The organism is Streptomyces sp. NPDC036815 (assembly GCF_055609205.1).
Window position 1 is genome coordinate 20,684 of record NZ_JBVJPW010000005.1, and the last position, 13,300, is coordinate 33,983.

Consider the following 13,300-nt stretch of genomic DNA (forward strand, 5'->3'; position numbering starts at 1 on the left):
GTCCGACACAGGGTGCGGGCGGCGCCGTCCGAGCCGAAGGAGCCCGCCGTGAGCCGCACCGAGCCGTCCCCCACCGCCGCAGCCCCCACCCCGCCGCTCGCCGCGCGCGCCACGTCGGTGGGCGGATCGCCGGTACGGGACATCCTCGCGGTCACCGCACGGCCGGACGTCATCAACTTCGCGGGCGGGCTGCCCGCGCCGGGCCTCTTCGACGGCGAGGGCATCGCGGCCGCGTTCCGCGCGGTGCTCGACGAGACGCCCGAGCGGGCGCTGCAGTACTCCACGACCGAGGGCGAACCCGCGCTGCGTGCCGCGATAGCGCGGCGCACGGCCGTGCGCGGACTGCCGACCGACGCCGACGACGTGCTCGTCACCACCGGATCGCAGCAGGCGCTCTCGCTGCTCGCGACCGCGCTGATCGAGCCCGGCGACACCGTCCTGGTCGAGAACCCCTGTTATCTGGCGGCACTTCAGGCCTTCGCCTTCGCGGGCGCGCGCGTGGTGCCCGTGCCCTGCGACGCGTCCGGCATCGACCCCGCCGCCCTCGACGAACTCGTCGCCCTGCACCGCCCCAAGCTGCTCTACACCGTCCCCACCTTCCAGAACCCGACCGGCCGCACCCTGCCCGCCGAGCGGCGCGCGGCGATCGCCGGGGTCGCCGGGCGGCGCGGGCTGTGGATCGTCGAGGACGACCCGTACGGGGAGCTGCGCTTCGAGGGCGAGCGCGCGCCGTGGATCGCCACGTACCCCGGGGCCGCGGACCGCACCGTCCTCCTCGGTAGCTTCTCCAAGGTCATGGCGCCGGGCCTGCGGCTCGGCTGGCTGCGCGGGCCCGCCGTGCTGCTGCGCGCCTGCGCCGTCGCCAAGCAGGCCGCGGACCTGCACACGCCCACCGTCAACCAGCTCGCCGCGGCGCGCTACCTCGCGGACCGGGACCTGGACGCGCATGTCGCCCGGGTCGCGGGCGTCTACCGCGACCGCCGCGACGCGATGCTCGCGGGCCTGGCCGACTCCCTTCCGCGGGGCTCCAGTTGGCTCAGGCCGGAGGGCGGCATGTTCGTGTGGGCGCGGCTGCCCGAGGGATACGACACGACGGAGCTGCTGCGGACGGTCATCACGCACCGGGTGGCGTACGTCCCCGGCGCCCCGTTCTTCGCGGGCGAACCGGACCGGGCGACGCTGCGGATGTGCTTCGTGACGCAGACGCCGGACGAGATCGCGGAAGGGCTGCGGCGCCTGGGCCGTGCGCTGGGTGAAGAGTGAGCGAACTCGTGTGACAGTAGCGGTAGTTGTCGGTTTCTGTGCCTAGGGTGATCACTGTGGAGAGTGCATCCGCCCGGGGAGTGCGGATGCTCCGGACCGAGGGGATCAGCCATGCGCAGTTCAGCTCTGCCCAGCAAGAGACTCCGGCGCGCTCTGACCGGCGTCGCGGTGGTGGGCGGCCTGCTCGCCGTCGCCGCCCCCGCGCACGCCGCCGCCGGTGAGCCGGTCGCCGTCAGCTCGTACACGTACAAGAGCGCGGCGGGCGACTACATCGGCCAGGGCGCGTCGGGCACGTACAAGGAACCGCAGACTCCGGTGCGGCTCAGCGGCACCGCGGAGGCCCTGACGGTGCGGCTGCCCGACGCGGGGTGGAGCATCGACATCGCGGCGCCCCGGGGCGAGGAGCTGCGCCCCGGCGTCTACCGGGGCGCCGAGCGCGCCGCGTTCCGCACCGGCCGCTCGCCCGGCCTCGACGTCAGCGGCGGCAGCCGCGGCTGCAACGAGGTGTTCGGGCAGTTCTCGGTCGACCAGATCGAGACGGACGCGGACGGCGAGGTCACGCTCCTGGACGCGTCGTTCACCCAGAACTGCGAGAGCGCCACGGCCCCCGCGCTCAAGGGCACCGTCAAGTACCGGGCCCACCCGCTCTCGTACCGTTTCCAGAGCGACCCCGGCGACTACATCGGCGGCGGCCGCACCGTCGGCTACACCGGCTCCACCAGCACCTTCAAGGCGACCGGCGACGCCTCCCGGGTGCACTACACGGTCTCCGGGAAGCGCGACGACTGGTCCGCCGACATCGGCGCGCCGAAGGGGCAGACCCTGGAGGTCGGCACGACCTACCGGGCCAACCGCTTCGGCGACGACGGTCTCGCGGAGCTCGACGTCTCCGGCGACGGCCGCGGCTGCAACACCACGTCGGGCGAGTTCAAGGTCACCAAGCTCGCCCTGGACGGAGCCGGTGAACTGAAGGCGTTCGCCGCGACGTTCCGGCAGATCTGCGGCAGTGGTGGCACCGCCGCGCTGAACGGCACCATCCACTACTACGCCTGACCCGCCCCGTCAGGACCGCCCGGGCGTCAGAGGCGCTCGGGCGTCAGAGGCGCTCGGGCGTCCTGATGCCGAGCAGCGCCATGCCCTTGTGCAGCGTCCGCGCCGTGAGGTCGCAGAGGAACAGGCGGTTCTCGACCTGCGCCGGGGTGTCGGCCTTCAGGACCGGGCACTGGTCGTAGAACGTCGTGTAGAGCGACGCCAGCTGGTACAGGTACGCCGCCAGCTTGTGCGGCGCGTACTCCGCGGTGGCGTCCGCGATCAGCTCGCCGAACGCGTCCAGGTGCAGGCCCAACGCCCGCTCCGCCGGGGCGAGTTCCACCTCGGGGTGGGCGACGGGGCCCACGCCCTCGGCCTTGCGCAGGATCGACTTGATCCGGGCGTACGCGTACTGGAGGTAGACCGACGTGTCGCCGTTGAGGGAGACCATCTGGTCCAGGTCGAACTTGTAGTCGCGGTTCGCCGACGTCGACAGGTCCGCGTACTTCACGGCGCCGATGCCCACGTACCGGCCGTTCTCGACGATCTCCTCCTCGGAGAGGCCGACCTTATCTGCCTTCTCCCGCACGACCGCCGTCGCCCGCTCGACCGCCTCGTCGAGCAGGTCCTCCAGGCGCACCGTCTCGCCCTCACGGGTCTTGAACGGCTTGCCGTCCGCGCCGAGCACCGTGCCGTAGCCCATGTTGTGCGCGGTGACGTCGTCGTTCAGCCAGCCCATCCGGCGGGCCGCCTCGAAGACCATCCTGAAGTGCAGCGACTGCCGCACGTCCACCACGTAGAGCAGGGTCGACGCACTGAGGTCGAGGACGCGGTTGCGGATCGCGGAGAGGTCGGACGCCGCGTACCCGAAGCCGCCGTCGGCCTTCTGCACGATGAGCGGGACGGGCTGGTCGTCCTTGCCGCGGATCTCGTCGAAGAAGACCACGAGCGCGCCCTCGGAGCGGACGGCGACGCCGGACTCCTCCAGGAGGCGGGCCGTCTCCGGCATCAGGTCGTTGTACGCGGACTCGCCGACGATCTCCTCGTCGCGGACCTCCATGTCGAGCTTCTCGAAGACCGAGTAGAAGTAGACCTTCGACTCGTCGACGAAGCGCTGCCACAGGTCGAGCGTCTCCTGGTCGCCGGACTGCAGGGCGACGACCCGCTTGCGGGCCCGCTCCTTGAACTCCTCGTCCGCGTCGAAGACCGCGCGCGACGCCTTGTAGACGCGGTTCAGGTTGCTCATCGCCTGCTCGCCGTCGACCTCGTCGGCCGGGGCCAGCTGGTCGGGGTGCTCGATCAGGTACTGGATGAGCATGCCGAACTGGGTGCCCCAGTCGCCGATGTGGTGGCGGCCGATCGTCTTCTCGCCGGTGAAGTCCAGCATGTGGCGCAGGGCGTCGCCGATGACGGCGGAGCGCAGGTGGCCGACGTGCATCTCCTTCGCCACGTTCGGCTGGGCGTAGTCGATGACCGTCGTGCCCGCGGCCGGGTTCAGCGGGACGCCGAGCCGGTCGCCGTCGGCGGCGCGCGCCGCGAGGGTCTCGGTGATCGCCCGGTCGGTGACCGTGACGTTCAGGAAGCCGGGGCCCGAGACCTCGACATCGGCCAGCAGGTCGCCGTTGGTGATCCGCTCGACGACCTGCGTCGCGAGCTCCCGCGGGTTCGCCTTCGCCTTCTTCGCGAGCGCCAGGATGCCGTTGGCCTGGAAGTCGGCCCGGTCGCTACGTCGCAGCAGCGGGTCCGCGGCGCCGGCCTCCGGCAGGGCAGCCGAGAGGGCGTCCGCGAGGCGCTGGTGGACGGAGGCGGTGAGGGACGTGACCGGGGCCATGAGCTTCCGTTCTCGTAAATGGGGTGCGTCGGGGTGAGTGCCAAGTGTCCCATGAGCGTGGACACCGTTTCTCCTGGATAAGAGCAACCCCGGAGCGGCTCCTTCCGTCTGGGACAATGGCTGACGCCAGATTCCGAGAATGCCGAGGAAACAAGAGGACGTGCCGATCGTGGCAGCTCAGAGCACAGATACCGCCGACTGGGTCTCCCGCTACGCGGACGAGGTCATTGCCGAGTCGGAGCGTCGTGCGCCGGGCAAACCCGTCGTCGTGGCATCCGGACTCTCCCCCTCCGGCCCCATCCACCTGGGCAACCTCCGCGAGGTCATGACCCCGCACCTGGTCGCCGACGAGATCCGCCGCCGCGGGCACGAGGTCCGCCACCTGATCTCCTGGGACGACTACGACCGGTACCGCAAGGTCCCGGCCGGCGTCCCCGGCGTCGACGAGTCCTGGGCCGAGCACATCGGCAAGCCGCTGACCTCCGTGCCCGCCCCCGCCGGCTCCGCGTACGCGAACTGGGCCGAGCACTTCAAGGCGGCCATGACCGCGGCGCTCGACGAGCTCGGCGTGGAGTACGACGGGATCAGCCAGACCGAGCAGTACACCTCGGGCGTCTACCGCGAGCAGGTCCTGCACGCGATGAAGCACCGCGGCGACATCGACGCGATCCTCGACCAGTACCGCACCAAGAAGGACCCGGCCAAGGCGGGCAAGGGCGGCAAGCAGTCGCAGAAGCCCGTCGACGAGGCCGAGCTGGAGGCCGCCGAGGGCTCCGGCGCCGCGAGCGAGGACGACGGCAGCGGCGGCACCGGCGGGTACTACCCGTACAAGCCGTACTGCGGGCAGTGCGAGAAGGACCTGACGACCGTCGTCTCCTACGACGACGAGACCACCGAGCTCGTCTACACCTGCACGGCGTGCGGCTTCGGCGAGACCGTCCGGCTGAGCGAGTTCAACCGCGGCAAGCTGGTCTGGAAGGTCGACTGGCCGATGCGCTGGGCCTACGAGGGCGTCGTCTTCGAGCCGTCCGGCGTGGACCACTCGTCCCCCGGCTCCTCCTTCGTCGTCGGCGGCCAGATCGTGCGCCAGATCTTCGACGGCGTACAGCCCATCGGCCCGATGTACGCCTTCGTGGGCATCTCCGGCATGGCGAAGATGTCGTCCTCCAAGGGCGGCGTGCCGACCCCCGGCGACGCCCTGCAGATCATGGAGGCGCCGCTCCTGCGCTGGCTGTACGCCCGCCGCAGGCCCAACCAGTCCTTCAAGATCGCCTTCGACCAGGAGATCCAGCGGCTCTACGACGAGTGGGACAAGCTGGAGTCCAAGGTCGCCGACGGCTCGGTGCTGCCCGCCGACGCCGCCGCGCACTCGCGCGCCGTGCGCACGGCCGCGCGCGAGCTGCCGCGGACGCCGCGCCCCCTGCCCTACCGGACGCTCGCGTCCGTCGCGGACGTCACCGCCGGTGCCGAGGACCAGACGCTGCGCATCCTGCGCGAGCTCGACCCGTCCGACCCGATCACCTCGCTCGACGAGGCCCGGCCGCGCCTCGACCGCGCCGAGAACTGGATCACCACCCAGGTCCCGGCCGACGCACGCACCATCGTGCGCGCGGAGCCGGACACGGAGCTGCTGTCGTCGCTGGACGAGGCGGGCCGCGAGTCGCTGCGGCTGCTCCTGGACGGCCTCGACGCGCACTGGTCCCTGGACGGCCTCACGCACCTCGTGTACGGCGTGCCGAAGGTGCAGGCGGGCTTCTCGGCGGACGCGACGGCCAAGGAGCTGCCCGCGGAGATCAAGGTCGCGCAGCGCTCGTTCTTCGCGCTGCTCTACCGCCTCCTCGTCACCCGCGAGACCGGACCGCGACTGCCCACCCTGCTCCTCGCCGTCGGCGCGGACCGGGTGCGCAAGCTCCTGGGCTCCTAGCTCCTCGCCAGGGTGCACCTCTTCGGGGGTGCACCCTTCGGACTACCGGCGGCTCCGTCGGAGGCATGACGCGCACCCCTCGCCCGGCGGCGATCATGAACGTATGAAGGAACTCATCGCGATCATCGGATGGATCGTCGGAGTCCAGGGCGCGCTCGGCGTCGCCGGGCGCGTGTTCGACGACGAGGCCTGGGGCGTGCTGCAGAACTGGTGGCACGTGCCCACACCGCTGTACGTCGTGCTCTTCCTGGCGGGCACGGGCCTCGCGTTCTACGGGGAGGCGGCGCGCAAGCGGCAGAAGAGCGTGGGCGCGGGCTGAGACTCGTTCAGGCGATGTGGTCTTCCATGAGTTCGTTGTCCAGGCGGGCCGTGAACTGGTCCATGTAGTGGTTGAGTTCGCGCGACTGGAGACGCAGCCCGAAGGCCGCCTCGGCGTTGGCCGCGAACGCGCCGGGGGTCGGCATGCCCTCGCCCTCTATCGAGTGCCGGAACACCTGATACAGGTCCTCGTCGGAGGGGCCGGGGCCGGCGCCCGGCTGCGGTGAGCCGTCGCCGAGCGGGCGCGTGCCGCCGGCGCCGTTCGGCACGGGGAACTCCGGGCCGTGGTCCGCGGGATGGGGCTGCGGCGCCTGCTCCTGCGGCTGCTCGTACGCCTGCTCGTACGCCTGCTGCTCATGGGCCTGCTGCCGCTCCTGCTCGGCGTACCACTCGTCGTACGGAGCGACCGGCGCGTACGAGGCGTTGTGCTCCGCGAACCAGGGGCTCGCGTGGTTGGCCACCGGGAGCTTCTCCTCGGGCGCGCGGGACGCGGGATCCTGCGCGGGCTCGGGCTCGTGCTGGTCGTCGGGCTGGTGCTCGCGCTCGGACTCAGGGGCGGGGCCGGACTCGGCGGGTGCGGCGGACAGTTGCGGCTGGCGGGGCTCGTCGGACGGCCGCGCCGCCGGGACCGCGGGGGCCGCCGGAGCGGGCGGCAGCAGCACCGGCTCGATGCCCGCCGCGGCGAGGCCCGCCGGGGCGGTCTCCGCGAGCGGGACGCCGTAGCGCGCGAGGCGCAGCGGCATCAGCGACTCGACCGGGGCCTTGCGGCGCCAGGCGCGGCCGAAGCGGGCCTGCAGGCGCGCCTGGTAGACGAGGCGCTCCTGTTCGAGCTTGATGACCTGCTCGTAACTGCGCAGCTCCCACAGCTTCATGCGGCGCCACAGCTTGAAGGTGGGCACGGGGGAGAGCAGCCAGCGGGTGAGGCGCACGCCCTCCATGTGCTTGTCGGCGGTGATGTCCGCGATGCGGCCGACCGCGTGCCGGGCCGCCTCGACGGCCACCACGAAGAGCACGGGGATCACCGCGTGCATCGCGACACCGAGTGGATCGCCCCAGCTGGAGGCCGCGTTGAAGAGGATCGTCCCGGCCGTGAGCAGCCATGCCGTCTGGCGAAGCAGCGGGAAGGGGATGCGCAGCCAGGTCAGCAGGAGGTCGAGGGCGAGCAGCACGCAGATGCCCGCGTCGACGCCGATGGGGAAGACCGCCGAGAAGCCGCCGAAGCCCTTCTCCTCGGCGAGTTCGCGCACGGCCGCGTACGACCCCGCGAAGCCGATCCCGGCGATGACGACCGCTCCGGCGACGACCACGCCGATGAGTATCCGGTGCGTGCGTGTCAGCTGCATCGCGGCCACCCGCGAACCCCTCCCTGTTCAAGGCCTGTATCGGCTTGTTGCGAGCGACAGCCTGGCACATGCGTGCGGAAGGCCGTGTGCCGGTACGCCGGGAGCCCGGCCCGTGAGGGGCCGGGCTCCGTCAACTCGCCTGCTCAGGGCGGGCGTCGGCGCTGAACGCGCCGGTTCAGGACTTGCTGGCAGCTTTGTCCTTGGGCTTGTCCGACGCCTTGGCCTTGGCGTCGTCGGACGTGCCGTCGTCCTTCTTCGGCTCGTCCTTCTTCGGTGCGTCCTTCTTCGGAGCGTCCTTCTTGGGGGCCTCGGTCTTCGAGTCGTCGCCCTTCGGCTTCTCGCCCGCACCGGAGGAGGCCTTGCCGCTGCCGTTGGCGGAGACGACCGCTTCCACGGCCTCCTTCGCGGCCCGCTGCGCGTCCTTCGACAGCTTGCCCGCGTCGGGGGCCTGGTCGCCCGCGAGGCCGGCGCCGTTGAAGTCGACGGTGACGACCGCGTTCTCCATGCGCGCGACGAAGGTCTGCTGCTTGAAGGTGTCCTTGTCCTTCTTCAGGTCGTACCGCACGAGCGTCGCCTGCTGGCCGACCCCCTGCACCGGCTCCGTCTTGACGCCCTTGGCGTCCTTGGTCGCCTTGGCGTCCTCGACCTGCTTGGCGAAGCTGTTCTCCGCGCGCTTCGCACCGCTGCCGAGGGAGGCGTCCGACTCGAAACGCAGCAGCGAGACGCGCAGCCAGCGGAACTGGGAGCCGTCCACGCCGTTGTTGTCGAGGCTGTCCCAGGAGCAGCTGCCGCGCAGCGCCGTGTCGCTGGACGTGCCGGCCTTGCCCGACTTGTCCTTCGCCTTCGGGACCAGCTCCTCCAGCGTCTTCTTCGACAGGACGTCGCAGGGCTCGGGAAGCTTGGCGTACGCGGCCTTCTCGACGCTCGCGGCCTTGTCGTCGCCCTTGGCCGAGGCCGAGGACTTCGCGCCCGAGTCCTTCTTGGCGCCGTCGGAGCCGGAGCCGGAGTCGGAGGAGCAGCCGGCGACGAGGATCACCGGTACGGCGGCCGCGCAGACGAGGAGGCGGCTGCGGAGCTGTCGCTTTCGCTGTGCAGGTCGGTGCATGGTTCCTTCACTCTGTTCGTCTCGTGACGTCCAGTTCGTCTCGTGACGTCGTCGGGTCCGAGGGGCCACGGTACGCGCATGGGGCAGCGGGCGGCTCCGGTTCGGGTGCGCCGGACGGCCTTCCGCACCCGCCCCGGCAGGGCGCTACTCGTCGAACTCGCCGGCCAGCCGGTCGGCCAGATCCCGCGCCTTGTCCTGCATTTCCTTGCTGTCGGGGACATCCGTGCGGCGGCCGGGCTGCTCGTCGTATTCGATGGTCACGATGACGTTCGACGTGCGGAACACCACAGTCACGGTGCGGTGACGGGAGGCCGAGGCGGAGGTGGTCAGGGCGTCGTCGAGGAACGCCTCGTCGCCGAGGTCGGGAAGGGTGCGGGGTTCGAGGCCGGGGGGCGGGGTGGCCGACCGGGTGCCGTCGTCCCGCGCGCCCTCGGCCGTCTCCTGCTCACCGCTCCCGCCGTTCTTGCCCTCGCTCCTGCCCTTGTCGTCGTCGCTCGTGCCCTTCTTGCCGCCCTGGGCCTTGTCGCCGGACTCGGGGTCGTCGGCCTTGCCGGACTCGCCGGTGGAACCGTCCTCGGACGCGGTTCCCGCGGGCCTGCGCAGCCCCGCCTCGCGCAGCTCCGTCGCGTAGACCTCCGCGGCGCGGGCGTCGTCGCTGACCGTGCCGTCGTAGGACACGACGCGCTCGAAGTCGACGAGGAGGTGGTGGGAGGCGCCGGAGGACTCGATCTTCCAGTTGCAGCCCACGCGCCGGTCGGTGTCGTACGTCGCCGTGGGCGTGCCCTCGTACGCCTTCTCGCGCTGCTCGGTGTCCTCCATCTCCACGATGCCGGGCAGCATCGCGTCGAGGGTGCCGTGGTCCACCTCGCCGCACGGTTCGGGGAGCGTGCGGTACTTGCCGGGCTGCGCCACGGCGGTCGAACTGCCGCTGCCGCCCGGCTTCGCGTCGTCGCCCTCGTCGCCGAGGCCGGACCCGCCGGAGCAGCCGGTCAGGATCGCCGCGAGGAGTGCGGCGACGCCCGGGACACAGGCCTTGGCCTTCCACTGCACCGTGATGGCTCCTCTCGCCTGGCTCTGCCTGGATATTGGGTTGCCGCTGGTGGGCGGCCGATGGAGACAATGTGTATCGCACGCACTGCCGTGGATGCTGGTCCGTCACCCCTTTCGTTGACCTTGGCTCCGGTATTTGCGCTTCCTGGCTTGTAGTTGATTACGGGGGATTGAGGGCGAAATGTCATATGTAGAGGTTCCCGGGGCGAAGGTGCCGATCCGGATGTGGACGGACCCGCGGTCCGTCGAGGACGCGGCGATGCGCCAGCTGCAGAACGTGGCGACGCTGCCCTGGATCAAGGGCCTGGCCGTCATGCCGGACGTCCACTACGGCAAGGGCGCGACGGTCGGCTCGGTGATCGCCATGCAGGGCGCGGTGTGTCCGGCGGCGGTAGGCGTGGACATCGGCTGCGGGATGTCGGCGGTCAGGACGTCGCTGACCGCGAACGACCTTCCGGGTGATCTTTCGCGGCTGCGGTCCAAGATCGAGCAGGCGATTCCGGTGGGGCGGGGCATGCATGAGGACCCCGTGGGGCCGGGGCGCTTCCACGGGATGGCGACGGCTGGGTGGGACGACTTCTGGGGGCGGTTCGAGGGGGTCGCGGAGGCGGTCAAGTTCCGTGAGGAGCGGGCCGTCAAGCAGATGGGAACGCTCGGTTCCGGGAATCATTTCGTAGAACTGTGCGTCGATATGTCCGATTCCGTCTGGCTCATGCTGCACTCCGGGTCCCGCAACATCGGCAAGGAGCTGGCCGACCATCACATGGGTGTGGCCCAGCAACTCGCGCACAACCAGGGGCTGGTCGACCGCGACCTCGCGGTCTTCATCGCGGAGACCCCGCAGATGGCCGCGTACCGCAACGACCTCTTCTGGGCCCAGGAGTACGCGAAGAACAACCGCGCGATCATGATGGCGCTCTTCAAGGACGTCATCCGCAAGGAGTTCAAGAAGGCCGGGCCGACGTTCGAGCAGGAGATCTCCTGCCACCACAACTACGTCAGCGAGGAGCGTTACGAGGGGATGGATCTGCTGGTCACCCGCAAGGGCGCGATCCGTGCGGGCAGCGGTGACTACGGCATCATCCCGGGCTCCATGGGCACCGGTTCGTACATCGTGAAGGGTCTCGGCAACGAGGCGTCCTTCAACTCGGCCTCGCACGGCGCGGGCCGACGGATGAGCCGGGGCGCGGCGAAGCGCCGCTTCTCGACGAAGGACCTGGAGGAGCAGACGCGGGGCGTCGAGTGCCGCAAGGACTCGGGCGTCGTGGACGAGATCCCGGGCGCGTACAAGCCGATCGAGCAGGTCATCGACCAGCAGCGCGACCTCGTGCAGGTCGTCGCGAAGCTGAAGCAGGTCATCTGCGTGAAGGGCTGAGGGACCCCTACTTCGCGTGGCGGACCGCGTAGATCATGACGAACGCGACGATGTGGATGCCGAAGAGGAAGTACGCGAGGTACCACCACATCATCCGTTCGTTCTTCTTCTCCTCGGTCAGGCGGCGGGACTCGTGCTCGTGCGTGAGGCGTTCGAGGGGGTCGGGGGAGTCCGCGGAGTAGGCGGGTCTGCCCGGGTCGTCGCCGGGGAGCGGCATCGTCACGACTCCCTGTGGACCTTGGTGTTGGACGCCTGGGCGCGCGGGCGGACCACCAGGAGGTCGATGTTGACGTGGGGCGGGCGGGTGACCGCCCAGGTGATCGTGTCCGCCACGTCGTCGGCGGTGAGCGGCTCGGCGACGCCCGCGTAGACCTTCGCGGCCTTCTCCGCGTCGCCGCCGAAGCGGGTCAGCGCGAACTCGTCGGTCTTGACCATGCCGGGGGCGACCTCGATGACGCGCACCGGGGTGCCGACGATCTCCAGGCGGAGGGTCTCGGCGAGGACGTGCTCGGCGTGCTTGGCCGCCACGTAGCCACCGCCTCCCTCGTACGTCCCGTGGCCCGCCGTGGAGGAGAGGACGACCACCGTGCCGTCGCCGCTCGCGGTGAGCGCGGGCAGCAGGGCCTGCGTCACGTTGAGCGTGCCGATGACGTTCGTCTCGTACATCTGGCGCCAGTCCGCCGGTTCGCTGGTGGCGACGGGGTCCGCGCCCAGCGCGCCGCCCGCGTTGTTCACCAGGACGGCGATCTTCTTGAAGGCCGTCGCGAAGGTGTCGACCGCGGCGCGGTCGGTGACGTCGAGCGCGTACGCGACCGCGTCGTGCCCGGCGTCGGTCAGCTCCGCGGCGAGCGCCTCGATGCGGTCCTTGCGGCGCGCGGTGAGGACGACGCGGTAGCCGGCGGCGGCGAGGCCGCGGGCGGTGGCGGCGCCGATACCGCTGCTCGCGCCGGTGATGATCGCGATGCGGGTGGCTGCGGCGGTCATGGGCGCTCCTCGGGCAGGCGGGGCTCGGCGGTGGTGCCGGTGCGGTGGTTCCGAACGGTCTTCCGGCCAGGATATGCGGGCGCTTCAGTCGCCTCGCGGGGCGTACATGATCACGGCCATTCCGGCGAGGCAGACCAGGGCGCCGACCACGTCCCACCGGTCGGGGCGGTAGCCGTCCGCGACCGCGCCCCAGGCCAGGGAGCCCGCGACGAAGACCCCGCCGTACGCGGCGAGGATGCGGCCGAACTCGGCGTCGGGCTGCAGCGTGGCCACGAAGCCGTAGATGCCGAGCGCGATGACGCCCGCGCCGACCCACGCCCACCCCTTGTGCTCGCGCACGCCCTGCCAGACGAGCCAGGCGCCGCCGATCTCGAAGAGGGCGGCGAGGACGAAGAGGGCGGCGGAGCGGACGATCAGCATGGTCGACAGGGTGGCATGCGGGGCCTTGGAGCTCCTCGTCACGGAATGCGTGCGTCGTACGATTGTTGTCCGGCGCAGACATCGGCTCCTGGAGGAGTGCTCCCCATCATGGCGAAGGACAGCGGGACGAGGGCCGGGGCGAAGGGTGCGAGGTCCGCCGGTGCCCGGCGCGGGCTGCTGCTCGGCGAGCTCTCCGTCGAATCCCGTCGCTACATGGCCTCGTACGCCCTCTTCAACCAGGCCGTCGCCGACCATCTCAAGCTGCACCCCACCGACGTGCAGTGCCTGAACCTGCTCAGCCTGGAGAGCGGCCCGGTCACCACCGGCCGGATCGCGGAGCTGACCGGGCTCACGACGGGTTCGGCGACGCGGCTCGTCGACCGCCTGGAGAAGGCGGGCTACGTCGTACGCGAACGGGACGCCGCCGACCGGCGTCGGGTGCTCGTCGCGGCGGTACCGGAGAGGACGGCCGAGTTCGGGGAGATGTGGGGGAAGCTGAGCGGCGGCTGGTTCGAGCTCTTCGAAGGGCTCGACGACGACGAACTGGCCCTGCTCATCGGCCACATGCGGCGCACCGTGAAGTTCAGCGGTGCGCAGGTGGAGCGCATCCGGGGCGGCGAGCTGGACGGCTGACCGCGCGCCGGGCCGCGTGGCGGGA

Annotated in this window: 13 protein-coding genes; 6 read left to right on the forward strand and 7 right to left on the reverse strand. The window is 71.1% G+C overall.

Annotated features, from left to right (window positions below):
• Positions 1-48 precede the first annotated feature (48 nt).
• Positions 49-1,263, forward strand: coding sequence for an aminotransferase-like domain-containing protein (locus ACZ69I_RS13115; protein WP_470832098.1), 1,215 nt, complete (start codon positions 49-51; stop codon positions 1,261-1,263).
• Between the two features lie 111 nt (positions 1,264-1,374).
• Positions 1,375-2,316, forward strand: a complete 942-nt coding sequence (locus ACZ69I_RS13120) for a hypothetical protein (RefSeq protein ID WP_470832100.1) — start codon at positions 1,375-1,377, stop codon at positions 2,314-2,316.
• A gap of 43 nt (positions 2,317-2,359) precedes the next feature.
• On the opposite strand, the gene argS is transcribed toward ACZ69I_RS13120, so the two are convergent.
• Complete coding sequence (gene argS / locus ACZ69I_RS13125; RefSeq protein WP_470832101.1) at positions 2,360-4,123, reverse strand: arginine--tRNA ligase; 1,764 nt, start codon at positions 4,121-4,123, stop codon at positions 2,360-2,362.
• Between the two features lie 160 nt (positions 4,124-4,283).
• Here argS and lysS point away from each other — a divergent pair, with 160 nt between their 5' ends.
• Together lysS and ACZ69I_RS13135 are read left to right on the forward strand one after the other, a co-directional pair.
• Entirely contained in the window at positions 4,284-6,047 is a 1,764-nt protein-coding gene (lysS, locus tag ACZ69I_RS13130; protein WP_470832441.1) for a lysine--tRNA ligase, read from the forward strand.
• A gap of 103 nt (positions 6,048-6,150) precedes the next feature.
• The gene (locus tag ACZ69I_RS13135; protein WP_467682645.1) at positions 6,151-6,366 is read left to right on the forward strand and encodes a hypothetical protein; all 216 of its coding nucleotides are present in this window, start codon (positions 6,151-6,153) and stop codon (positions 6,364-6,366) included.
• A 7-nt stretch (positions 6,367-6,373) separates the two neighbouring features.
• Here the strand turns inward: ACZ69I_RS13135 and ACZ69I_RS13140 are convergent, their stop codons facing one another.
• From ACZ69I_RS13140 to ACZ69I_RS13150, 3 genes are all read right to left on the reverse strand, one after another.
• Positions 6,374-7,708 (reverse strand): DUF2637 domain-containing protein, encoded by a 1,335-nt coding sequence (locus ACZ69I_RS13140; protein ID WP_470832103.1) that lies wholly within the window; start codon positions 7,706-7,708, stop codon positions 6,374-6,376.
• Between the two features lie 175 nt (positions 7,709-7,883).
• Positions 7,884-8,813, reverse strand: coding sequence for a prolipoprotein diacylglyceryl transferase (locus ACZ69I_RS13145; protein WP_470832105.1), 930 nt, complete (start codon positions 8,811-8,813; stop codon positions 7,884-7,886).
• Positions 8,814-8,957: 144 nt separating this feature from the next.
• Entirely contained in the window at positions 8,958-9,863 is a 906-nt protein-coding gene (locus ACZ69I_RS13150; protein WP_470832107.1) for a DUF3558 domain-containing protein, read from the reverse strand.
• A 181-nt stretch (positions 9,864-10,044) separates the two neighbouring features.
• Between ACZ69I_RS13150 and ACZ69I_RS13155 the strand changes: the two genes are divergently transcribed.
• Positions 10,045-11,238: an RtcB family protein gene (locus tag ACZ69I_RS13155; protein WP_470832109.1), complete on the forward strand. Its 1,194-nt coding sequence runs from the start codon at positions 10,045-10,047 to the stop codon at positions 11,236-11,238.
• A gap of 7 nt (positions 11,239-11,245) precedes the next feature.
• Here the strand turns inward: ACZ69I_RS13155 and ACZ69I_RS13160 are convergent, their stop codons facing one another.
• The 3 genes from ACZ69I_RS13160 to ACZ69I_RS13170 all read right to left on the reverse strand — a co-directional run bounded on the left by ACZ69I_RS13160 (position 11,246) and on the right by ACZ69I_RS13170 (position 12,642).
• Entirely contained in the window at positions 11,246-11,455 is a 210-nt protein-coding gene (locus tag ACZ69I_RS13160) for a hypothetical protein (protein ID WP_467682668.1), read from the reverse strand.
• Between the two features lie 2 nt (positions 11,456-11,457).
• Entirely contained in the window at positions 11,458-12,222 is a 765-nt protein-coding gene (locus ACZ69I_RS13165) for an SDR family NAD(P)-dependent oxidoreductase (RefSeq protein ID WP_470832110.1), read from the reverse strand.
• A gap of 84 nt (positions 12,223-12,306) precedes the next feature.
• Complete coding sequence (locus ACZ69I_RS13170; protein WP_467682651.1) at positions 12,307-12,642, reverse strand: YnfA family protein; 336 nt, start codon at positions 12,640-12,642, stop codon at positions 12,307-12,309.
• A gap of 108 nt (positions 12,643-12,750) precedes the next feature.
• On the opposite strand from ACZ69I_RS13170, the gene ACZ69I_RS13175 reads away from it, so the two are divergent.
• Entirely contained in the window at positions 12,751-13,275 is a 525-nt protein-coding gene (locus tag ACZ69I_RS13175; RefSeq protein WP_470832112.1) for a MarR family winged helix-turn-helix transcriptional regulator, read from the forward strand.
• Positions 13,276-13,300: the final 25 nt, after the last annotated feature.